21 protein-coding genes are annotated in these 20958 nt (G+C 58.2%); 9 read left to right on the top strand and 12 right to left on the bottom strand.

Annotation, left to right across the window (positions count from 1 at the left end; translation table 11 throughout):
• Positions 1-68: 68 nt before the first annotated feature.
• Entirely contained in the window at positions 69-287 is a 219-nt protein-coding gene (locus ACDZ94_RS18790) for a bacterioferritin-associated ferredoxin (protein ID WP_123714789.1), read from the bottom strand.
• Positions 288-532: 245 nt separating this feature from the next.
• Between ACDZ94_RS18790 and ACDZ94_RS18785 the strand changes: the two genes are divergently transcribed.
• Positions 533-1135: a peroxiredoxin gene (locus ACDZ94_RS18785; RefSeq protein ID WP_003172097.1), complete on the top strand. Its 603-nt coding sequence runs from the start codon at positions 533-535 to the stop codon at positions 1133-1135.
• A gap of 64 nt (positions 1136-1199) precedes the next feature.
• Here the strand turns inward: ACDZ94_RS18785 and rnt are convergent, their stop codons facing one another.
• Together rnt and pyrC are read right to left on the bottom strand one after the other, a co-directional pair.
• Positions 1200-1871, bottom strand: a complete 672-nt coding sequence (gene rnt / locus ACDZ94_RS18780) for a ribonuclease T (RefSeq protein WP_010564138.1) — start codon at positions 1869-1871, stop codon at positions 1200-1202.
• Positions 1868-2914, bottom strand: coding sequence for a dihydroorotase (gene pyrC, locus ACDZ94_RS18775; RefSeq protein WP_027604589.1), 1047 nt, complete (start codon positions 2912-2914; stop codon positions 1868-1870). The genes rnt and pyrC overlap by 4 nt, the downstream gene beginning before the upstream one ends.
• 156 nt (positions 2915-3070) lie before the next feature.
• On the opposite strand from pyrC, the gene ACDZ94_RS18770 reads away from it, so the two are divergent.
• From ACDZ94_RS18770 to ACDZ94_RS18760, 3 genes are all read left to right on the top strand, one after another.
• Complete coding sequence (locus ACDZ94_RS18770; RefSeq protein WP_221294047.1) at positions 3071-3979, top strand: flagellar protein MotY; 909 nt, start codon at positions 3071-3073, stop codon at positions 3977-3979.
• Between the two features lie 142 nt (positions 3980-4121).
• The gene (locus ACDZ94_RS18765) at positions 4122-5339 is read left to right on the top strand and encodes an argininosuccinate synthase (protein ID WP_048720141.1); all 1218 of its coding nucleotides are present in this window, start codon (positions 4122-4124) and stop codon (positions 5337-5339) included.
• A gap of 636 nt (positions 5340-5975) precedes the next feature.
• Positions 5976-6608 (top strand): response regulator transcription factor, encoded by a 633-nt coding sequence (locus tag ACDZ94_RS18760; protein WP_053254650.1) that lies wholly within the window; start codon positions 5976-5978, stop codon positions 6606-6608.
• 83 nt (positions 6609-6691) lie between these two features.
• Here the strand turns inward: ACDZ94_RS18760 and ACDZ94_RS18755 are convergent, their stop codons facing one another.
• The 4 genes from ACDZ94_RS18755 to metG all read right to left on the bottom strand — a co-directional run bounded on the left by ACDZ94_RS18755 (position 6692) and on the right by metG (position 11154).
• On the bottom strand, positions 6692-6874 hold the full coding sequence (locus tag ACDZ94_RS18755) for a PA3496 family putative envelope integrity protein (RefSeq protein ID WP_064450934.1): 183 nt from the start codon (positions 6872-6874) through the stop codon (positions 6692-6694).
• Between the two features lie 107 nt (positions 6875-6981).
• The gene (gene nth, locus ACDZ94_RS18750) at positions 6982-7620 is read right to left on the bottom strand and encodes an endonuclease III (protein WP_064450935.1); all 639 of its coding nucleotides are present in this window, start codon (positions 7618-7620) and stop codon (positions 6982-6984) included.
• 102 nt (positions 7621-7722) lie between these two features.
• Positions 7723-8886 carry an electron transport complex subunit RsxB gene (gene rsxB / locus ACDZ94_RS18745; RefSeq protein WP_432750581.1) on the bottom strand — a complete coding sequence of 388 codons (1164 nt, stop codon included), beginning with the start codon at positions 8884-8886 and terminating at the stop codon, positions 7723-7725.
• Positions 8887-9102: 216 nt separating this feature from the next.
• Positions 9103-11154, bottom strand: a complete 2052-nt coding sequence (metG, locus tag ACDZ94_RS18740; protein ID WP_262667132.1) for a methionine--tRNA ligase — start codon at positions 11152-11154, stop codon at positions 9103-9105.
• 173 nt (positions 11155-11327) lie between these two features.
• On the opposite strand from metG, the gene apbC reads away from it, so the two are divergent.
• Entirely contained in the window at positions 11328-12422 is a 1095-nt protein-coding gene (gene apbC, locus ACDZ94_RS18735; protein ID WP_262667133.1) for an iron-sulfur cluster carrier protein ApbC, read from the top strand.
• Positions 12423-12914: 492 nt separating this feature from the next.
• Here the strand turns inward: apbC and fdxA are convergent, their stop codons facing one another.
• The 5 genes from fdxA to ACDZ94_RS18710 form a co-directional block, all read right to left on the bottom strand.
• Positions 12915-13238, bottom strand: coding sequence for a ferredoxin FdxA (gene fdxA, locus ACDZ94_RS18730; RefSeq protein ID WP_064450939.1), 324 nt, complete (start codon positions 13236-13238; stop codon positions 12915-12917).
• A gap of 142 nt (positions 13239-13380) precedes the next feature.
• Positions 13381-15972 (bottom strand): DNA mismatch repair protein MutS, encoded by a 2592-nt coding sequence (mutS, locus tag ACDZ94_RS18725; RefSeq protein WP_407017697.1) that lies wholly within the window; start codon positions 15970-15972, stop codon positions 13381-13383.
• 374 nt (positions 15973-16346) lie between these two features.
• Positions 16347-16628 (bottom strand): DUF3077 domain-containing protein, encoded by a 282-nt coding sequence (locus tag ACDZ94_RS18720; protein ID WP_432750580.1) that lies wholly within the window; start codon positions 16626-16628, stop codon positions 16347-16349.
• Between the two features lie 421 nt (positions 16629-17049).
• Positions 17050-17217, bottom strand: coding sequence for a hypothetical protein (locus ACDZ94_RS18715; RefSeq protein WP_177016320.1), 168 nt, complete (start codon positions 17215-17217; stop codon positions 17050-17052).
• Positions 17217-17939: a zeta toxin family protein gene (locus ACDZ94_RS18710; protein WP_177016648.1), complete on the bottom strand. Its 723-nt coding sequence runs from the start codon at positions 17937-17939 to the stop codon at positions 17217-17219. The genes ACDZ94_RS18715 and ACDZ94_RS18710 overlap by 1 nt, the downstream gene beginning before the upstream one ends.
• A gap of 189 nt (positions 17940-18128) precedes the next feature.
• Between ACDZ94_RS18710 and ACDZ94_RS18705 the strand changes: the two genes are divergently transcribed.
• The 4 genes from ACDZ94_RS18705 to ACDZ94_RS18690 all read left to right on the top strand — a co-directional run bounded on the left by ACDZ94_RS18705 (position 18129) and on the right by ACDZ94_RS18690 (position 20953).
• On the top strand, positions 18129-18863 hold the full coding sequence (locus ACDZ94_RS18705) for a LexA family transcriptional regulator (RefSeq protein WP_094949894.1): 735 nt from the start codon (positions 18129-18131) through the stop codon (positions 18861-18863).
• A 600-nt stretch (positions 18864-19463) separates the two neighbouring features.
• Entirely contained in the window at positions 19464-19802 is a 339-nt protein-coding gene (locus ACDZ94_RS18700) for a phage holin family protein (RefSeq protein ID WP_177016319.1), read from the top strand.
• Positions 19803-19825: 23 nt separating this feature from the next.
• A complete protein-coding gene (locus ACDZ94_RS18695; protein WP_407017696.1) occupies positions 19826-20341 on the top strand; it encodes a hypothetical protein in 516 nt (171 codons plus the stop codon).
• A gap of 3 nt (positions 20342-20344) precedes the next feature.
• Positions 20345-20953, top strand: a complete 609-nt coding sequence (locus tag ACDZ94_RS18690; RefSeq protein WP_432750579.1) for a phage baseplate assembly protein V — start codon at positions 20345-20347, stop codon at positions 20951-20953.
• Positions 20954-20958: the final 5 nt, after the last annotated feature.

Below are 20958 nucleotides of genomic sequence, written 5' to 3'. Positions count from 1 at the left end.
CGCTAACTAATTGAATTGCAGGCATAAAAAAACCGGACACCAGGTCCGGTTCTTTAAAACGCGCTGATTTAAGCGTGTGTAAATTCTGCTGAATAGGGGAGCGCGGTCTGGGCTGTTTGCAATTGCGTCAGGGTCTCCCGTACCACTTGCTTGGCGAGGCAAGCGCATTTGCCACACTGGCTGGCAACGCCGGTGGTTTCACGTACTTCCTTGTAGCTGCAGCAACCTTCGTAGATTGCTTCGCGGATTTGTCCGTCGGTGACGCCAGTGCAGAGGCAGACATACATAAGGGAGAACCATCGCGGGTTTAAGGCTTAAGTGCGATGGATCTTAATGTTAACGAGAATGATTGTCAAAGTAGATTCGCAGGTCTTTCCGGCCTCAGCGCCGTCGCGCTGACGAACGGTTTTTTCAGTGTATGATGGTCGGTCTTTACGAAGCGTGACTGCGTCACAGGGCTGTCGCTTATAAACGGCAGACTTGGAAGCGGTCCTTTTACTTCAATCGTCACCCTTGCATCAGGAGATATCCAATGAGCGTACTCGTCGGCAAACAAGCCCCGGATTTCGACGTACCTGCCGTCCTCGGCAATGGCGAAATCGTTGACAGCTTCAAACTGTCTGAAGCCATCAAAGGCAAATACGGCCTGGTGTTCTTCTACCCGCTGGACTTCACCTTCGTCTGCCCTTCGGAGCTGATCGCTCTGGACCACCGCATGGACGATTTCAAGGCGCGCAACGTTGAAGTGGTAGCCGTTTCCATCGACTCCCATTTCACCCACAACGCCTGGCGCAACACTGCCATCAATGATGGCGGCATCGGCAAAGTCAAATACACCATGGCTGCCGACATGAAGCACGACATCGCCAAGGCTTACGACGTTGAGTCCGAAGGCGGCGTGGCGTTCCGTGGCGCGTTCCTGATCGACGACAAGGGCGTTGTGCGCTCGCAGATCATCAACGACCTGCCGCTGGGCCGTAACATGGAAGAGCTGATCCGTCTGGTCGACGCGCTGCAATTCCACGAAGAGCACGGCGAAGTGTGCCCTGCCAACTGGAAAAAAGGCGACAAAGGCATGAACGCTTCGCCAGAAGGCGTTGCGGCTTACCTGACCGAGAACGCTGGCAAGCTGTAAGCCACGTTCGACGCAAAAAAAACCGGCCTGAGAAGGCCGGTTTTTTTATGCGCGGGAAACGACCTCAGTCGTTGAAGTCTTCCCAGCCGCCCATCTGCTTCCAGCGATTGACGATGCCGCAGAACAGCTCGGCGGTCTTCTCGGTGTCGTAGCGCGCCGAGTGGGCCTCACGGCCGTCAAAGTCGATACCGGCGGCCTGGCAGGCCTTGGCCAGCACGGTCTGGCCATAAGCCAGGCCAGCGAGGGTGGCGGTGTCGAAGCTGGAGAACGGGTGAAACGGGTTGCGCTTCATGTCCAGTCGCGCCACGGCGGCGTTCAGGAAGCCCAAGTCGAAACTGCTGTTGTGGCCGACCAGGATCGCGCGTTTGCAGCCGTTGGCCTTCAACGCCTTGCGCACGCCACGGAAGATATCGGTCAGCGCCGCTTCTTCACTCACCGCCATGCGCAGCGGGTGGTCGAGCTTGATCCCGGTGAACTCCAGGGCTGCCGCTTCGATATTCGCGCCTTCGAAGGGCTCGACGCGGAAGAAGTGCGTGTGTTCCGGGAACACAAAACCCTGTTCGTCCATGCCGATGGTGGTGGCGGCGATTTCCAGCAGGGCGTCGGTGGCGCAATTGAAACCACCGGTTTCTACGTCGATGACAACCGGCAGATAACCGCGAAACCGCTCGGCCATCGGGTGACGGGAACCGCCACCACTGTGCTCGTGTTCGTCATCGTAATGGTCTTCACTCACTTGCTTTCCTCCAGCAGGCGCCAGCGCAGTGTTTCACCGGCGCGCAGCGGGATTACAGTCAGCTCGCCAAACGGCAGGCTGGCAGGGGCGGTCCAGTCTTCACGAACCAGGGTAATACGGTCGGTGTTCGCCGGCAGGCCATAGAAGCGCGGGCCGTTGAGGCTGGCGAAACCTTCGAGCTTGTCCAGGGCATTGCGCTGTTCAAACGCTTCGGCGTACAGCTCGATCGCAGCAAACGCGGTGTAGCAACCGGCACAGCCACACGCGGCTTCTTTGGCGTGCTGGGCGTGGGGTGCGGAGTCGGTGCCGAGGAAGAACTTCGGGTTGCCGCTGGTGGCGGCATCGAGCAACGCCACCTGGTGGGTGTTGCGCTTGAGGATCGGCAGGCAATAGAAGTGCGGCCGAATCCCGCCCACCAGCATGTGGTTGCGGTTGTAGAGCAGGTGATGCGCGGTGATGGTCGCACCGACATTGGCCGAAGCTTCGGTGACGAACTGCACGGCATCCGCAGTGGTGATGTGTTCGAACACCACCTTGAGGGTCGGGAACAGCTCGACCACACGGCGCATATGTTCGTCGATAAAGATCTTTTCGCGATCAAATACGTCCACATCGCCACGGGTGACTTCACCGTGGATCAGCAGCGGCATGCCGACTTCAGCCATGGCTTCGATCGCCGGCAGAATCTTGTCGATACTGGTCACGCCGGAATCAGAGTTGGTGGTCGCGCCCGCCGGGTACAGCTTGGCGGCGTGCACGAAGCCACTGGCCTTGGCCTGGCGAATTTCTTCAGGCTGGGTGCGGTCGGTCAGGTAGAGCACCATCAACGGTTCGAAGCGGCTGCCGGCCGGTCGTGCAGCGAGAATACGCTGGCGATAGGCGTCGGCTTCTGCGGCATTACGCACCGGAGGTACCAGGTTAGGCATGATGATGGCGCGACCAAACGTGCGCGCTACATCAGCCACGGTTTGGGGTAACGCAGCACCATCGCGAAGATGAATATGCCAGTCGTCGGGACGCAGCAGGGTCAGGCGGTCGGACATTGGGGATTCCAGGCGGGTCAATCTGGTGGGAATGCTACCGGAAAAGACTCTTGCAGGCACTCGCTATCAAGTTTTGCAGGACGCTACCGATATCCCAAGGTATGCCTTAACGACGTATGACGCTTTGAAGTGTTGTAGAAACCAGTGGAGCCTCCCGTGCGCCAGCATTATCTAGCCCTGCTCAGTGTGTTCGCCAGCCTGCCTGCGATGGCCCTCACGTTTCAGACACGTCTGGAGAATATTGAGTGGAAGGTGGAAGGCGACCAGTTCGAGTGCCGCTTGACCCAGCCGATCACCGATTTCGGTTCGGGTGAGTTCGTGCGCCGGGCCGGCGAGCAGGCGACATTTCGTCTGAAAGCCTACAGTGGCGCACTCGGCGCGGGCTCGGCGACCTTGTTGGCCGCCGCTGCCCCGTGGCAGCCGGGCCGCGGTGATATCAACCTCGGCGCTGTGCGTGCCGGCAGTGGCGACGTGTTGTTCAATAGCTCTCAGGCCCAGGCCGGGCGATTGTTCATGGGCTTGCTGGAAGGGCGCAGCCCGACTGTGCGGCATTACGGGCGCGAAGGTGGCTACTCGGAAATTCGTCTGCTGCCAGTGAAATTCAACAAGGCCTACAACGACTATCAACTGTGTACCACCAAGCTGTTGCCGATGAATTACGATCAGGTCAAACAGACCGAAGTCGGCTTCCCCGGTGGTGGCATTGAGCTGGATGCGACGGCCAAGAAGAAGCTGGCGGTGATTGTCGCGTTCATGAAAGCCGATCCGACGGTCAACCATATCGAGTTGAATGGCCATTCGGACAACAGCGGCAACCGCCTGACCAACCGCGACGTCTCACGCCGTCGTGCGCTGGCGGTCATGGACTACTTCAAGGCCAACGGCATCCAGGAATCGCAGGTCACTCTGCGTTTCCACGGTGAAAGCTATCCCCTGGCACCCAATACCAATGCCGCCAACCGAGCGCGTAACCGTCGCGTGAATATTCAGCTCGAACGGGTGGCAGCCCCCGAGAAACCGGCGCCTCAGGCGACTGGCCCGAGCAACCCTGCACACACGTCATAAAATGCGCTCACAAGGTGCGACCATCGGTCGCCCGCTCGACATAATCTGTCGCTTTATCTTCATTTGCTGTCGCGCCTCTGTAAATTCACGGTTTTGGTCGGTAGAATCGACGGCTTTCCGTACAACCCCGTGGAGTGATGGCATGGCCGACGTAAACAAGGTCGTTCTCGCGTATTCCGGCGGCCTGGACACTTCGGTGATCCTCAAGTGGCTGCAGGATACTTATAACTGTGAAGTGGTGACCTTCACCGCTGACCTGGGTCAGGGCGAAGAGGTCGAACCTGCACGTGCCAAGGCGCAAGCCATGGGCGTGAAAGAGATCTACATTGACGACCTGCGCGAAGAATTCGTCCGCGATTTCGTCTTCCCGATGTTTCGCGCCAACACCGTCTACGAAGGCGAGTACCTGCTGGGTACTTCCATCGCACGTCCGCTGATCGCCAAACGCTTGATCGAAATCGCCAACGAAACAGGCGCCGACGCCATTTCCCATGGCGCTACCGGCAAAGGCAACGACCAGGTGCGTTTCGAACTGGGTGCCTACGCGCTCAAGCCTGGCGTGAAAGTGATTGCCCCTTGGCGTGAGTGGGACCTGCTGTCCCGTGAAAAGCTGATGGATTACGCTGAAAAGCACGCCATCCCGATCGAGCGTCACGGCAAGAAGAAGTCCCCGTACTCGATGGACGCCAACTTGCTGCACATCTCCTATGAAGGCGGCGTGCTGGAAGACACCTGGACCGAGCACGAAGAAGACATGTGGAAATGGACCGTCTCCCCGGAGAACGCTCCTGACAAGGCCCAATACCTGGAACTGACCTACCGCAACGGCGACATCGTCGCGCTGGACGGCGTCGAAATGACCCCGGCCACCGTGCTGGCGACCCTGAACCGTATCGGTGGTGAACACGGTATCGGCCGTCTCGACATCGTCGAGAACCGCTATGTGGGCATGAAGTCCCGTGGCTGCTACGAAACCCCGGGCGGCACCATCATGCTGCGTGCTCACCGCGCCATCGAGTCCATCACCCTGGACCGCGAAGTGGCTCACCTCAAAGACGAGTTGATGCCCAAGTACGCCAGCCTGATCTACACCGGCTACTGGTGGAGCCCAGAGCGTCTGATGCTGCAGCAGATGATCGACGCCTCCCAGGCTCACGTGAACGGCGTGGTGCGCTTGAAGCTGTACAAAGGCAACGTGATCGTTACCGGTCGCAAGTCTGATGAGTCGCTGTTCGACGCCAATATCGCCACCTTCGAAGAAGACGGCGGTGCTTATAACCAGGCGGACGCGGCAGGCTTCATCAAGTTGAATGCGCTGCGCATGCGCATTGCTGCCAACAAGGGTCGCAAGCTGTTCTGAGTGTTCCCCTCGTTGTGAAAAATGGCCCCTTGTTCAAGGGGCCATTTTTTTTGCCTGGCTATAAAGACGCGCGCTTTAAATAGGGCGTGATGTTTATCGTTTGGCGAGGTTGTTTAAGTTTTGTTGAATATCGAAGTTGAGAGTGGCGCCACCCTTGGTGGCGTGTTTATTTCTGCGTGGATGAATGAAATTTTTACACCTGAATAGGAACTATGTCTTACAGAAGATTCACTACGTAAGTAAGGTGAGTGTGTAGGTCGCTGAATATTCCGTAGGAAATAAGGGTGTAAGCAGGTATGTTGTATGGAACTGAAACCGTTGATTGTATTTCACCTGCTCACTCGCCTGGCCGCGACAAGCAAGGGGCGTTTCCTGAAAACCCTGTGCGGTGCATAGACGGCGTACCGCTTATGTGCCGGATGTTTAACTCAAGATATGTATGGCCCCGGAAAGTTCTGAAAGTCTCCGTAAAACCGGATGCGCCTGAAGTTGTGATTTTTTGTAGGGTAATTCCTATATCGTTGTGGGTTGGGTCTCTGCTTGCTGTTGCTTGGGGGGGAGCGCTATGCCAACTAGGAAACGACTAGGCTATTGTGCTTGCTCTAAATAATTCGAACAGCGAAATTGGACTTTCTCATGAATAAAGTGCTGATCGTGGATGATCATCCCGTCATTCGTCTTGCTGTGCGCATGCTAATGGAACGTCATGGTTATGAAGTCGTTGCCGAGACTGATAACGGCGTCGATGCGTTGCAACTTGCACGGGAACATGTGCCAGACATTGTCATACTGGATATCGGGATACCCAAGCTTGATGGGCTGGAAGTTATTTGTCGCCTGGCGTCTACCAAGCAGCCTGCGCCCGTCAAGGTGCTGGTGCTGACATCTCAGGCGCCCGGCCATTTTTCGATGCGCTGCATGCAGGCGGGGGCGGCTGGCTACGTATGCAAGCAACAGGATCTAACCGAGTTGTTGAGCGCCATCAAGGCGGTCCTCTCCGGCTACAGCTATTTCCCTAACCAGGCGCTCAACTCGGTCCGCTCCACCATGGGCAATGCCAGCGAAGCGGACATGGTCGAGCGCTTGTCGGGTCGCGAGATGATGGTGTTGCAGCAACTGGCCCGTGGCAAAACCAACAAGGAGATCGCAGACGGTATGTTCCTGAGCAACAAAACCGTCAGTACCTACAAGACTCGTCTGTTGCTCAAGCTCAATGCGCGTTCGCTCGTGGATCTGATCGAACTGGCCCAGCGCAACGGCCTCGTGTAGGGCGGGTGCCATTGCGCACCGAGCTAGAACCACCGGCAGAAAAAAGCCTCCGTCAGGGAGGCTTCCGGTCGTCAACGGGTCGATCAGAGATCGAAGTCGTAATCGGCCAGTTGTTTTTGCAAGCGTCGCTCTTCCAGAAGGTTATCGATAGTGCGGCGTTTGCTCAAATTGGTCTTGGCCACCTCTGCAACAGGTGCGTCTCCATCGTCGTCCGACTCTGCAACGAGGTCGTCGTCTACATCCAGTTGTTCTTTGCCAGTGCTCATAAGGTTAACTCCAGGCTAAGACTGCCGTTGGCGCTCCTTATAACGATAATCCATGAACGGGTAAAAAAGATTTTTTCAATCGACTGATCGAGAAAACCAATGATCCCTCAATCGTCGGACGTCTTGTCCTTGTATTCGCACAGGTCTTCGATACGGCAGCTGCCACAGCGGGGTTTGCGGGCCTGACAAACGTAGCGCCCGTGAAGAATCAACCAGTGGTGGGAGTCGAGCAAATATGGCTTGGGCACGAACTTCATCAGCTGCTTTTCTACCTCCACCACATTCTTGCCGCGGGCGATGCCGGTTCGGTTGCTGACGCGAAAGATATGGGTGTCCACCGCCATGGTCAGCTGCCGAAACGCGGTATTGAGCACGACATTGGCGGTTTTGCGACCCACGCCGGGGAGTGCTTCCAGGGCTTCGCGAGTTTGTGGCACCTCGCTGCCATGCAACTCCACCAGCAGGCGGCAGGTTTCGATGACGTTCTTGGCCTTGCTGTTGTACAGGCCGATGGTCTTGATGTACTCCGACAAACCTTCCACGCCCAAGGCGTAAATGGCCTCAGGCGTGTTGGCCACCGGGTAAAGCCTGGCCGTAGCCTTGTTAACGCCCACGTCAGTGGATTGGGCCGACAAGATCACCGCAATCAACAATTCGAACGGCGAAGAGTAGGCCAGTTCGGTTTTGGGCTCCGGATTGTCTTCGTGAAACCTGCGGAAAATTTCCAGGCGTTTTGCGGCGTTCATGGGGCAGGCGTTTCCTTGCAGGCGGTCAACGTGGTTTTCAAATTAGGCGCAGGCTTTGCAGGATAAACCATCGCCAGCACAGCCGGCAGCGCCTGTGGCCGATCAGGCGCCGCTATGGGCGTCCACTTGGCGCTGCGCATCATCCAGCTTGCGTTGTGCGGCTTTCAGTTCATCTGCGCTGACGTCCGCTTGGCGTTGTAACTTGCTCACATCGGCCCGGGCATAAGCCAGGGCGGTTTTCAGCTGACGCAGTTCGGCGTCGATGGGGCGTTTTTCCACGCGCTGCAAGTCTGGCCGGGGTTGCTCACTGCCGGCTTCGGCGTCATGCAAGGCTTGCTCTGCGCTGGACAGCGCGGCGCTCAAGGTTGTCAGTTGCTGTTCGTCAGCGTTCAGGTCCTGCGCCTTTTTCAGTTCGGCGCGACGCATGGCAAGCTGGATTTTGGCGCGTTTGAGCGCCGGGTCTTTTTGTGGCGGCAGGGGCGCCGGGCTGCTCACTTCCAGGGTTGCAAGTGCCTGCTCTGCCGCTTCGAACTGCTGTTGCAGGACGATCAACTGCGACTGTTGCTCAAACGTCGGTGGGTGACCAAACGCCTTCAAGGACTTGTGCAACTGGGCACGACTCATTGCGACAGTGATTTTGGCTTTCTTGACCGCCGCATCCCTGGCCGCTTGAGCGGTATCAGCCTGTACGGGCGCAACCGGCGTTGAGCGCTTGGCCCGTGCCAGTCGTTCGGCGAGCTTGTGCGCTTCTTCCCGTTGCAGGCGCGCACTGCGTTGTTCATAGCGTCGCCGCGCGCGGTCGCGCTTGAGGCCACGTTCCTGGCGTTGGTGATCATCAGCCGCCAGGCCGCCCACGATCGGCACCACATTGGCCGCTGGGCGCATCTCGATGCAGTCGACAGGGCAGGGCGCGACACACAGGTCGCAACCTGTGCACTCATCCATGATGACGGTGTGCATCAACTTGGCGGCGCCGACAATCGCATCCACCGGGCAGGCCTGGATGCATTTGGTGCAGCCGATGCACTCGGCTTCGCGAATATAGGCGACTTGTGCTGGGGCCTCGCCTCGGCAGGTGTCCAGTTCCAGCACCGGCACACGTAGCAATTGTGCAAGTCCTGCGATGGTTTCCTGCCCACCGGGCGGGCACTTGTTGATCGCCTCGCCAAGCGCGATGCCCTCGGCGTAAGGCTTGCAGCCCGGGTGCCCACACTTGCCGCATTGGGTCTGCGGCAGCAGCGCGTCGATACGTTGAATCAGAGTCATGAGGGAATCACTGGCATGCCGGTTAAGCAAACAGGGCCTGTTGTGGCGGGCAGGCCTGTCGTGGCGAGCGGGCTTGCCCCGCGTAGGGCTGCGAAGCGGCCCTACTGAGGGCCGCTGCATTTTACACCGATGGAACCGGATGCCCGGTTTAGGGCTGCTGGGTGCCACAGCGCGGGGCAAGCCCGCGCGTCACAACAGCCCTCTCACCACACCGTTTTACTTGATGCGTTGACCCGGCTTGGCGCCGCTGTCCGGGCTCAGCAAGTAGATTTCTTCTCCACCAGGGCCGGCCGCCATCACCATGCCTTCGGAAATGCCGAACTTCATTTTCCGTGGTTTGAGGTTGGCGATCATCATGGTCAGGCGACCATCGAGCTTGGACGGGTCTGGATAAGCACTTTTGATCCCGGAGAACACGTTGCGTTGCTCGCCACCGAGGTCGAGGGTGAGGCGCAGCAGCTTGTCGGCCCCTTCCACGGCTTCGGCCTTGACGATCAGCGCGACACGCAGGTCCACGGCGGCAAAGGCGTCGAAATCGATTTCCGCGGAAATCGGGTCCTTGGCCAATTCACCATTGCCGGCCGGTGCCGCTTCGCCGGTATCGGTCTGGCTGGCGACCAGGTCTTCTTTCGAAGCGTCGGTCATGGCCTGGACTTTCACTGGGTCGATACGGGTCATCAACGGCTTGAACTCGTTCAACTGATGGTTGCTGAGCAAGGTGGCGTGGTCGTTCCAGACCAGCGGCGCAACGTTGAGGAACGCCTCGGCATCGGCGGCCAGTAACGGCAGCACCGGTTTGAGGAAGATCACCAACTGGCGGAACAGGTTGACGCCTGTGGCGCAAATAGCCTGGACTTCAGCCTGCTTGCCTTCCTGCTTGTTCAGCGACCACGGGGCCTTGTCGGCGATCCAAGCGTTGGCGCGGTCGGCCAGGCCCATGATCTCGCGCATGGCGCGGGCAAAGTCGCGGGCTTCATAGGCGTCGGCAATGCTTGGCGCGGCAGCCAGGAACGCCTCGGTCAGCTCCGGTGCGGCGTTTTCGGCCACCAGCAGGCCGGCATTACCCTTATGGATAAACCCGGCGCAACGGCTGGCGATGTTGACGACTTTGCCGACCAGATCCGAGTTGACCTTCTGTACGAAGTCTTCCAGGTTCAGGTCCAGGTCGTCGACGCCACGGCCCAGTTTGGACGCGTAGTAGTAGCGCAGGTATTCCGGCGACAGGTGGTCCAGGTACGTGCGTGCCTTGATAAAGGTGCCACGGGACTTGGACATCTTCTGGCCGTTGACCGTCAGGTAGCCGTGCACGGCAATGCCGGTCGGTTTGCGGTAGCCCGAACCTTCAAGCATCGCCGGCCAGAACAGGGCGTGGAAGTTGACGATGTCCTTGCCGATGAAGTGGTACAGCTCGGCGGTGGAGTCCTTGGCCCAGAAGGCATCGAAGTCCAGCTCCGGCGTGCGGTCGCACAAGTTCTTGAAGCTGGCCATGTAGCCGATCGGCGCGTCCAGCCATACATAGAAGTACTTGCCTGGCTCGTCCGGGATCTCGAAACCGAAGTACGGTGCATCGCGGGAAATGTCCCACTGTTGCAGGCCTGCATCCAGCCATTCGGCGATCTTGTTGGCCACGGCGTCCTGCAGGGTGCCGCTGCGGGTCCAGGTTTGCAGCATCTGCTGGAAATCCGGGAGCTTGAAGAAGAAGTGCTGGGAATCCTTGAGCACCGGGATGGCGCCGGAGATAGCCGACCGCGGGTTCTTCAGGTCAGTCGGTGCGTAGGTGGCACCGCACTTCTCGCAGTTGTCGCCGTACTGGTCTTCAGTGCCGCATTTAGGGCAGGTACCCTTGATGAAGCGGTCGGCCAGGAACATTTTCTTTTCCGGGTCGAAATACTGCGTGATCGAACGCGTGGCAATGTGCCCGGCGTCGCGCAAACGCGTGTAGATCTGGCTCGACAGCTCGCGGTTTTCGTCGGAGTGGGTCGAGTGGAAGTTGTCGAAATCCACCAGGAACTCGGCAAAGTCGGCGCTGTGTTCAGCCTGCACATTGGCGATCAGTTGTTCCGGGGTGATCCCTTCCTTTTCGGCGCGCAACATGATGGCCGAACCGTGGGCGTCGTCCGCGCAGACATAAATGCATTGATTGCCGCGATGCTTCTGGAAGCGCACCCACATATCGGTCTGGATGTACTCAAGCATATGGCCAAGATGGATGGAACCATTGGCATAGGGCAGGGCGCTGGTGACGAGGATCTTGCGTGGCTCGGACATGGGGCTCGGCTACTTGATGAAACGGAGGTCGGCCACTATAAAGCGCCGGGAAATATATTTCACCCCGTGGTGCTGTTTCTGAATCTTCCCAGGCCTGCGAAAGCATGCCGCTGGGCGGCCGGAACGGTTAGGATAGCCGCCTGTTTCAGTCAGTCTTTTTTCGGGAGTAGCCCATGAGCGCCGTCAATCGCGCAGCGGTGGAAGCCGTTCTTCGCCAATACACCGACCCCTATTTGAACCAGGACCCGGTCACTGCCGGCTGTGTACGAGCCATCGAGGTCCAGGGCGACCAGGTCTCGGTCCAGTTGGAACTGGGCTATGCCGCAGGCCTGTTCAAGAGCGGCTGGTCGCAGATGCTGCAAATGGCCATCGAGGGCCTGGACGGCGTGCGTTCGGCCAAGGTCGACATTCAGTGCGTGATCGCCCCGCACAAGGCTCAGGCGCAGATCCCGGGCCTGGCCAACGTCAAGAACGTGATCGCCGTGGCGTCCGGCAAGGGCGGTGTGGGTAAGTCCACCACCGCAGCCAACCTGGCCCTGGCCCTGGCCCGTGAAGGGGCCCGCGTGGGCATTCTCGACGCCGACATCTATGGCCCAAGCCAAGGCGTGATGTTCGGCATCGCCGAAGGCACCCGACCGAAGGTCAAGGACCAGAAATGGTTCGTGCCGATCGAGTCGATGGGCGTGGAGGTCATGTCCATGGCCTTCCTTACCGATGACAACACGCCGATGGTCTGGCGCGGGCCGATGGTCTCCGGTGCGTTGCTGCAATTGGTCACCCAGACCGCCTGGGGTGACCTGGATTACCTGGTGATCGACATGCCGCCTGGCACCGGTGATATCCAATTGACCCTGGCGCAGAAAGTCCCGGTGGCCGGTTCGGTAATCGTGACTACGCCGCAGGACCTGGCGCTGCTCGATGCGAAGAAAGGCGTCGAGATGTTCCGCAAGGTCAACATCCCGGTGCTGGGCGTCGTGGAAAACATGGCGGTACACATTTGCTCCAACTGCGGGCATGCCGAGCACCTGTTTGGCGAAGGCGGTGGCGAGAAGCTGGCGACCCAGTATGGCGTCGAATTGCTCGCCTCGTTGCCGTTGGCGATGGAGATTCGTGAACAGGCCGACGGCGGCAAGCCCACCGTGGCGGCCGAGCCCGATGGGCCGATCGCTATGATTTACCAGGAGCTGGCGCGTCACGTCGGCGCGCGGATCGTCCTGCAGGAAGCGGCGGCACCGGCGATGCCGACCATTACGGTCAGCGACGACTGATCCCGCTGAAGGAAAGAAGCCTCGACCTTGTCGGGGCTTTTTTATGCCTGTTGATCAGCCAGCGGTTCTCAATGACCCCTTTACGCAATTGCGCGTGTAAGCATTCACTTACTTTTTCGTAAGTGTTTGGTTTTTTTACCGGGCATGGACATCCCGAAATCTCGAGAGAGTTTTCTATTTCATTGAAAAATAACAATTATTTATAATTGACTGGGCGTTCAATGCTGTCTCTGCGCAGCTTGGATCCCGTTGAACTTCCCTCAGAACTCTCTAAGATCAGTCCTGTGTCCACGGATTGACACAGCCATCAAGGAACGATGGTTAAGGAACGTCGCAGGATGCGATTCATCAGGATGATGAAAAGGAATACAGGGACTAGGGAAAAAATGTGGGCGGGTCATACCGCCCCTTTTTTCGTCTGCAGGAAAGTGAAACCTACTCCGTAGAAACGCAAAAAGGCCCGCAAAGGGCCTTTTGGGAGCAACGACGCTATCAGCGCTCGAGTTGTGCAATCTTACCTTTCTTGCCATCCCAGTCCGCTGCATCGGGCATCGGATCTTTACGCTCAGTAATATTCGGCCAGATTTCCGCCAGATCGACGTTCAACTGAATGAATTCCTGCATCTCTGCCGGGACTTCGTCCTCGGAGAAAATAGCGACGGCCGGGCATTCTGGTTCACACAGGGCGCAGTCGATGCACTCATCCGGGTGGATAACCAGGAAATTCGGGCCTTCGTAGAAGCAGTCCACCGGACACACTTCGACGCAGTCGGTGTACTTGCACTTGATGCAGTTGTCGGTAACGACGAAGGTCATTTCTAATTTTCTCCTCAGGCGGCGGCAGCGAAACCCCTTATGGTGGGGCTCGCGAGGTTCGGGAGCGATAGTCTGCAGGCCAGGCTAAAAGCCCGCAGCATCCCAAACCGCGCGAGATTCTATCAGCTTGCACGCGTCTGCGTTATATCCGAGTCTTCAGTGCATATAACATTTCGAGCGCTTTGCGTGGCGTCAAGTCGTCCAAGTCAAGCTTGGCCAACTCATCCAGCACCGGATGGGGCAGGCTGGCGAACATATCGCTTTGATGTGGCGCGCTGGGTTTGTTGCTGGCTTTGGCCGGGCTGGCCACGGAAATCTCGTGGGGTAGCGCGGTTTCTTCCAGGCGGCTCAGGTGCTCACGGGCACGGGTGATCACCTCGCTCGGCACACCGGCCAACTGCGCCACAGCCAGGCCGTAACTCTGGCTCGCCGGCCCTGGCAGCACATGGTGCAGGAACACGATGCGTTCGTTGTGCTCGGTCGCATTGAGGTGCACGTTGGCCACCAGCGGCTCGCTTTCCGGCAGTACGGTCAGCTCGAAATAGTGCGTGGCGAACAGCGTATAGGCACGCAAATGCGCCAAACGCTCGGCCGCCGCCCATGCCAGCGACAAACCGTCGAAGGTGCTGGTGCCGCGACCGACTTCGTCCATCAGCACCAGGCTGCGCTCGGTGGCGTTGTGCAGGATGTTGGCGGTTTCGCTCATTTCCACCATAAAGGTCGAACGGCCACCGGCCAGGTCATCGCTGGAACCGATCCGCGTGAAAATGCGGTCCACCAGCGACAACTCGCAACTGGCCGCCGGCACAAAGCTGCCGATATGCGCCAGCAACACGATCAAGGCGGTCTGGCGCATGTAGGTGGATTTACCGCCCATGTTCGGACCGGTGATCACCAGCATGCGGGTGTCGTCATCCAGCGACAGGTCGTTGGCGACGAACGGCGTGGTCAACACCTGCTCCACCACCGGGTGACGGCCTTGCACGATGCGCATGCACGGCTCGCTGACAAACCGCGGGCAGTTCAAATCAAGGTTCAGCGCGCGCTCGGCGAGGTTGCTCAACACATCCAGTTCCGCCAGGGCGGCGGCGGTGTCCTGCAACGGCGCCAGGCGGCTGATCAAATCTTCGAGCAACGCTTCATAAAGCATTTTCTCGCGCGCCAGAGCGCGGCTCTTGGCCGACAGCGCCTTGTCTTCAAACTCTTTCAGCTCCGGCGTGATGAAACGCTCGGCACCTTTAAGGGTTTGACGACGCTGGTAATCGATCGGCGCCGACTCGGCCTGCTTGCTCGGCAACTCAATAAAGTAGCCGTGCACGCGGTTGTAACCGACCTTCAAGTTGGCCAGGCCGGTGCGGGCCTTCTCGCGGGCTTCCAGATCAATCAGGAACTGCCCGGCGTTTTCGCTCAGCGACTGCAGCTCATCCAGCTCGGTGTCGTAACCGGTTTTCAGCACGCCGCCGTCACGGATGATCGCCGGCGGGTTGTCGATAATGGCTTTTTCCAGCAGCGCCGCGAGGTCCGGGTAAGTACCGGCGGTCACGGCCAACTGTTGCAGGTGCGGCGTGTCGAGATGGGCCATCGCCGCTTGCAATTGCGGCAGCGCACCCAAGGCATCGCGCAGGCGCGCCAGGTCACGCGGCCGCGCATTGCGCAGGCCGATGCGCGCCAGGATGCGCTCGATATCGCCGATTTCTTTCAACTGCGGCTGCAGCGTTTCAAAGCGATAGCCATCCAGCAGGCAGGTAATAGAGGTCTGGCGCGCTTGCAGCACGGTCAAGTCGCGCAGCGGGCGGTTCAGCCAGCGGGTCAGCAAGCGGCTGCCCATGGCGGTCTGGCAACGGTCGACCACCGATTGCAGCGTGTTATCGCGGCCACCGGCCAGGTTAGTGTCCAACTCCAGGTTGCGACGGCTGGCGCCATCGAGCACCACGGTGTCGTCCAGGCGCTCATGGCGCAGGCTGCGCAAATGCGGCAGGGCGGTGCGCTGGGTTTCCTTGGCATAGCCGAGCAAACAACCGGCGGCGCCGATGGCCAGGGTCAGGTTTTCGCAACCGAAACCTTTAAGGTCTTGCACCGAGAACTGCTGGCACAGACTTTTCAACGCTGAATCACGCTCAAAATCCCACGGCGCACGACGCTTGGTCCCACGACGCTTTTCTGCCGGTAAATCCTTCGGCCAATCATCCGGAATCAACAACTCCACCGGGTTGATACGCTCCAGCTCCGCCAGCAGGTTCTCCCAGCCCTTGATCTCCAGCACGCTGAAATTGCCGCTGGTGATATCCAGCACCGACAGGCCGAACAAACGCTCATCGCCCAACACCGCCGCGATCAGGTTGTCACGACGCTCATCCAGCAACGCCTCATCACTCACCGTACCCGGCGTAATAATGCGCACCACCTGACGTTCAACCGGCCCCTTGCTGGTCGCCGGGTCGCCGATCTGCTCACAAATCACCACCGACTCGCCCAGCTTCACCAGCTTGACCAGGTAGCCTTCCAACGAATGGTAAGGAATCCCACACATCGGAATCGACTGCCCCGCCGACTGCCCGCGCGCGGTCAAGGTGATGTCCAGCAACTTGGCGGCCTTCTTCGCGTCTTCATAGAAGATCTCGTAGAAGTCGCCCATGCGATAGAACATCAACTGATCAGGGTGCTGGTTTTTCAGACGCCAGTACTGCTGCATCATCGGCGTGTGGGAGGACAGATCGGACGTGTTTTTACTCATTGGGTAGTAGGCAAATTCGTTGAAAGTGATGGGGCAAAGGGCACGCTTGGCCCAGTGTCGATCAGTTAAAAATGCGGACGTCCAAACAAAGCAGGTCGAATGTGGGAGCTGTCGAGCTTCAGCGAGGCTGCGAAGGGATCGCCGCGCTTTACCAGCAGGCCGCAACGCCTGCATCGCTGAAGTCCAAAAGCTCCACGTTTTGCCCAATTGTGGTCGCGTAACTGATCGGCATTGGGCGCTTGGCCCAGCATTTTTGCGATGGGCGCAAGGTTAACACGCGAAGTCGGCCCTTCGCAGTTCACAAACGGCCAGGTAAAACACAAAAAAGGGGCGGCGCATTTATTCACATGCGCCGCCCCTTCTTACTTTCACCCTTACTGAATGTTGCTGGGCGAATCCAACACCTTCACCACATCATCAATCACCGCTTTCACCATCTCCTGCAAGTAATGGGACGCCCAGGCGTAACGGTCCGTCTCCTTGGACATCGCCGCATCTTCTGCGAGCTGCTTGGCAACGTGAAGAAGGTCGGAGGCGTGGTGCAGGGCTTCGTGCAGGGAAACACCGCTGTTGACGCGGAATAGCGGTTGGTCGGAGTGAAAGGAGAAGGGGGTGACGCCGAGGGTGGTTAACGCAGACGGATTTGTAGCGGTCATCGGTAAAACTCCCATATCAATTGAGAGCTACCACATTCGTTATCAGGCGAATTGGGTGGCAGCTGTGCGCAGGCTGATAAACCGGAGATACAGGAACCCGGCAGACCCGAAGGTCTCCCACGCACAGCCGCCATTGCACGAAATGTGAGGCGAAAAAAAACGCCTGCAAATCGGGTTTTGGGGGCGCTGGTGCGCCTGCATCTTGCCGGGTTATCAGTCCCGGTCGCTGAATTGGCAGCGACGGCGGGGAGGTTAGCGTGGTGGTGTGGTGGGTGCAACTAGGGAAATGAATATGTCGCTAAGCTGCTGTCGAAAAGCACATCGCGGCATGGATTATAAACGTGTCCCTGTGTGGTGACTAAATTGGCCCAATAAAAAGCCCGACTCTGGGTCGGGCTTTGAGAAGGAGGTTTGGTTGGAATCAGGCTCTTTTCGCCTCTGCCTTCATCATCACGAGATTCTGTTGCTTCGTCGCCTCAGTGAGAACCTCACTGTAAACGCGCTTTTTCTGATCGGATTTTGCGTCACGAATAAAGTCGGCAAAGGAGCTTTTTACGCCTTTGGACAAGCCCAGCTTGATCGAAATCATCAATGCGCTCCTGATGGTGGCCCGAGCATGGCCTCTAGATCGGCCCGCGTGTATTGCTCTGGGATATGGTAGTCAATCTTATCGACGCCCGCTTTGTAAAGCCGTCCAGAATTGTCGATGTGCTTGATGAGCAAATCCACGTGAACGTCGCTTCCGTACTCTAGCTTAAGCGCGTTCACTACGTCACGCGCTGCGAAGTACTGCTCGATAAAATGCTCTTTGCGAATTCTCCTGCCTTCGGCCTCCTCGCGGGCCTTCACAAAATCCCAAGCAAGCATGGGGTTTTGATATACGTACAAGATCTGTACGAATCGTCCTTTTTTCAATGAGCGTTCAACATTGCTCCTGGCGACCTTAAGGTTTGAAAAGGTGCCGTCGAGTAGGAGGGACTGCCGTTGATCCAACGCCTGGTCAATTATTTTTTCGACCAGAATCGAAACCCCGCGTTGGAAAAGCCACGAATTTGACCCTTGGTAAGCGGCAAACTCGTTGCGAAGTTCATCAGGATCGATTCGTAGAATGGGGGTGTCGGCGAATAGGTTTACAAGAGCGACTGAAGCCTCTGTTTTTCCTGCGCCGGGCGATCCAGCCATGAAGACGGATACTGGCGACTCCTCTGATGGGTAGATAGCTTTGTCTGTCAGGCGTCTGGCAATTGACTTTTTATTTGAGCGAGCGAAGCGCAGGGCGTCTTCTGAAATCTCAGTCTCTGCCGGTGTCATCCCGTCAGCGTCGGAAAATGCGGTCTGTTCCATCAAACACCCCCATCTGCTTCTTATAGTGCGTGAAAGACTATCACGCGGTTAAACCCTCGCTGCTGATCGAAACGTCACTTAATACATCCTTGTTTATGCACTACTTATGCAAATTAGCATTTGCCAATGCTGAAAACACCCTGCACTATCCCCCTTATGCAAAAACGCAACGTTTCAACCGTCTTAAGAGAACTCCTAGACCGCGACCGGATCTCCCCCACGGAGCTTCACCGGCGCACTGGCGTGCCTCAATCCACACTCTCGCGGATCCTCAGCGGCAAGATCGTTGATCCGTCGGACAAGCACATCTCACGCATCGCCGAGTATTTCCGCGTCAGCACCGACCACTTGCGCGGGCGCGCGGCGGTGGGGGCTTTGCGGGATGACGGGCGCGACCCGATGCATTCGGAACTCAAGGACATAAGCCTGTGGGACGACGACACGCCCGTTAATGATGACGAGGTGTCGATCCCCTTTCTGCGTGAGGTTGAATTGGCTGCTGGATCAGGAAGATTCGTCATCGAGGAAAGCGAGAAGGCCAGCTTGCGTTTCGGCAAGCGCAGCCTGCGGCATAACGGTGTGCAGTTTGACCAGGCCAAGTGTGTGACGGTGCGCGGCAACAGTATGTTGCCGGTGCTGCGCGATGGCGCGACGGTCGGGGTGAACGCGGGCAAGAGTGGCATTGGCGATATCGTCGATGGCGACTTGTATGCCATCAACCACAATGGCCAGCTGCGGGTGAAACAGCTCTACCGCCTGCCTTCGGGGATTCGCCTGCGCAGTTTCAATCGCGATGAACACCCGGATGAGGACTACAGCTTCCAGGATATTCAGGATGAGCAGATCAGCATCCTCGGTCATGTGTTCTGGTGGGGCATGTACGCCCGTTAACCTCCTTACGTAAGACAAAGCCCGCCAGTGCGCGGGCTTTTTTTCGCCTGTAGAAAACCGCCAAACCCTTAACCCACAAGGCCTGAAATGCACTCGTGCATTTCGATAGCTAAAATAAATGCAGTAATGCATTGACTGTATATGCATACATGCATATTCTTCATCTCAAGCCAGCCAACAAGGCCTGGTGGAGGCGGCAAGGATGCTGCCAAGGAAGACAAGGAAGGCACGCAACATCGGCAAGGACGCCATCGAAGCGATGGCAGGGAAGCCAGGCAACACCGGCAAGGATGCCGACGCTCTTTAGTAGTACCGCTTCAAAAAAACAGGCAGCGATGAACCGGCCTTAACGGTTCAGAGGGTTGGCAACTGACCCGGGTGTGCAGCGTAAAGCACCAGAAGCAGTTATCCGGCAGACAGGGATCGTGGTCGGAAAAACATCTTAGGAAAGAACCGTACCGCGCCAGTAGCGCCGAACGTTCGAATCTGGACCGCATTACTGAAAAGCCCGGGCGACCGGGCTTTTTGGAATGCCTACCGATAAATGGATTTACCCAAACACCGGCCCGTTGCCGGTAATGCTCAGCCAGGAGGCGTGACATGACAAACGAGCAGCAAGCGTTAGCGGAAATGCCTATCTGGCTGGTGATCGTACTGGCCCTGATCGGCGGTGTATCCGGCGAAATGTGGCGCGCCGACAAGGAGGGCGCCCGTGGTTGGTCGCTGATTCGGCGCCTGGCCCTGCGGTCCGGGGCGTGCATGGTGTGTGGGGTTTCTGCCCTGATGCTGTGCTACGCCGCCGGTATGTCGCTCTGGACGGCCGGCGCCATTGGTTGCCTGACCGCCATGGCCGGCGCCGACGTGGCCATCGGCCTCTATGAACGCTGGGCCGCCAAGCGTATCGGCGTTAACCAAGGCTCCGGCCAGGACCCGCAATAACCGTTGCAAGGACGCTGATCAAAATGGACCTTATCGAAAAACCCTCCCAATTGCCCCAAGCCATTAGCGACGCACTGCGCGCCGCCTTCCCGGACTTGAAGGTCGGTAATCATCAGGACTTTCAAGGCACCGGGGATAAAACCGGCGTGCTGATCACGGTCGAGGGCAACGGCCCGGGCATTCGCTCCCGTGAGGGCCGTAAAGCTCACGCCTTGTCGATTTCGCTCAAGGCCATGGTCGCGCCGGGTGCATTGCCGTTCGATGCTTGCGATTTGGCCAGCCAACTGATGGATCTGGTGCTGGATAACCGCTGGAACCTGCCACGGGCTCAGTGTGATTTGCCGACCTCTATCGTTGCGGCTCCCTCACTGCGTGCCACCGCAGAAACGGACTACGACACCTGGACCGTTTCCTTCACGCAAACCCTCTATCTCGGACCGGTGCTGCTCAACGATCCCACGGGCCAACCGCTTTTTGCCCGCACTTGGGAAGTCTCGAATATCAACGACCCCGATCAATACAAACCACTGGCGGAGTAGCCCATGTTCGACGCGCTGTTACGCATGCAACTGGGGCCGATCATCGAGCGCTTGGCGGAGATGGAAACCCAGCTCGAAGACCTTTATCGACGCGCTGAAAGTTTCTGTCGGATTGGCACCTGCCAGGCAGTCGATGCCGCCAGCAATACCTGCAAGGTCAGTCACGGTGACCTGCTCTCGCCATCGATCCGTTTTTTCAACCCCAGCGCGGGCGCGCAGACCGAAACCCGTATCCCATCGGTGGGCGAGCAATGCCTGTTGCTCAACTACGGCGGCGGAGAAGGTGGCGCGCAGTCTGTGGCCTTGTTCGGTCTTAACAGTAGTCTGTTTCCGCCGGTTTCCAGCGTTGCCTCGCTGACCCGCCGCCGCCACCAGGACGGCACCCAAAGCGAGTACGACGACGCCAGTCACACCTTCAACTGGGTCAACGGCCCCACCACCTTCAGCGGCTCCCGCGAACAGGTTGACATCAAGGTCGGCGCCGCCAGCCTGACGATCAATGCCCAGAGCATCACCCTGCAGATCGGCGGCACCCGCCTGTTGCTGGACGCCGGCGGCGCGCACTTCAGCGGCCCGGTGGTGGACCACCAAGGACGCGTCATCAGCCCCTGATAAGG

Origin of the sequence: Pseudomonas sp. UBT, from assembly GCF_050915955.1 — a bacterium.
In the GTDB taxonomy this organism is placed as follows: domain Bacteria; phylum Pseudomonadota; class Gammaproteobacteria; order Pseudomonadales; family Pseudomonadaceae; genus Aquipseudomonas; species Aquipseudomonas antarctica_A.
This window is presented reverse-complemented; position numbering and strand designations above follow the sequence as displayed.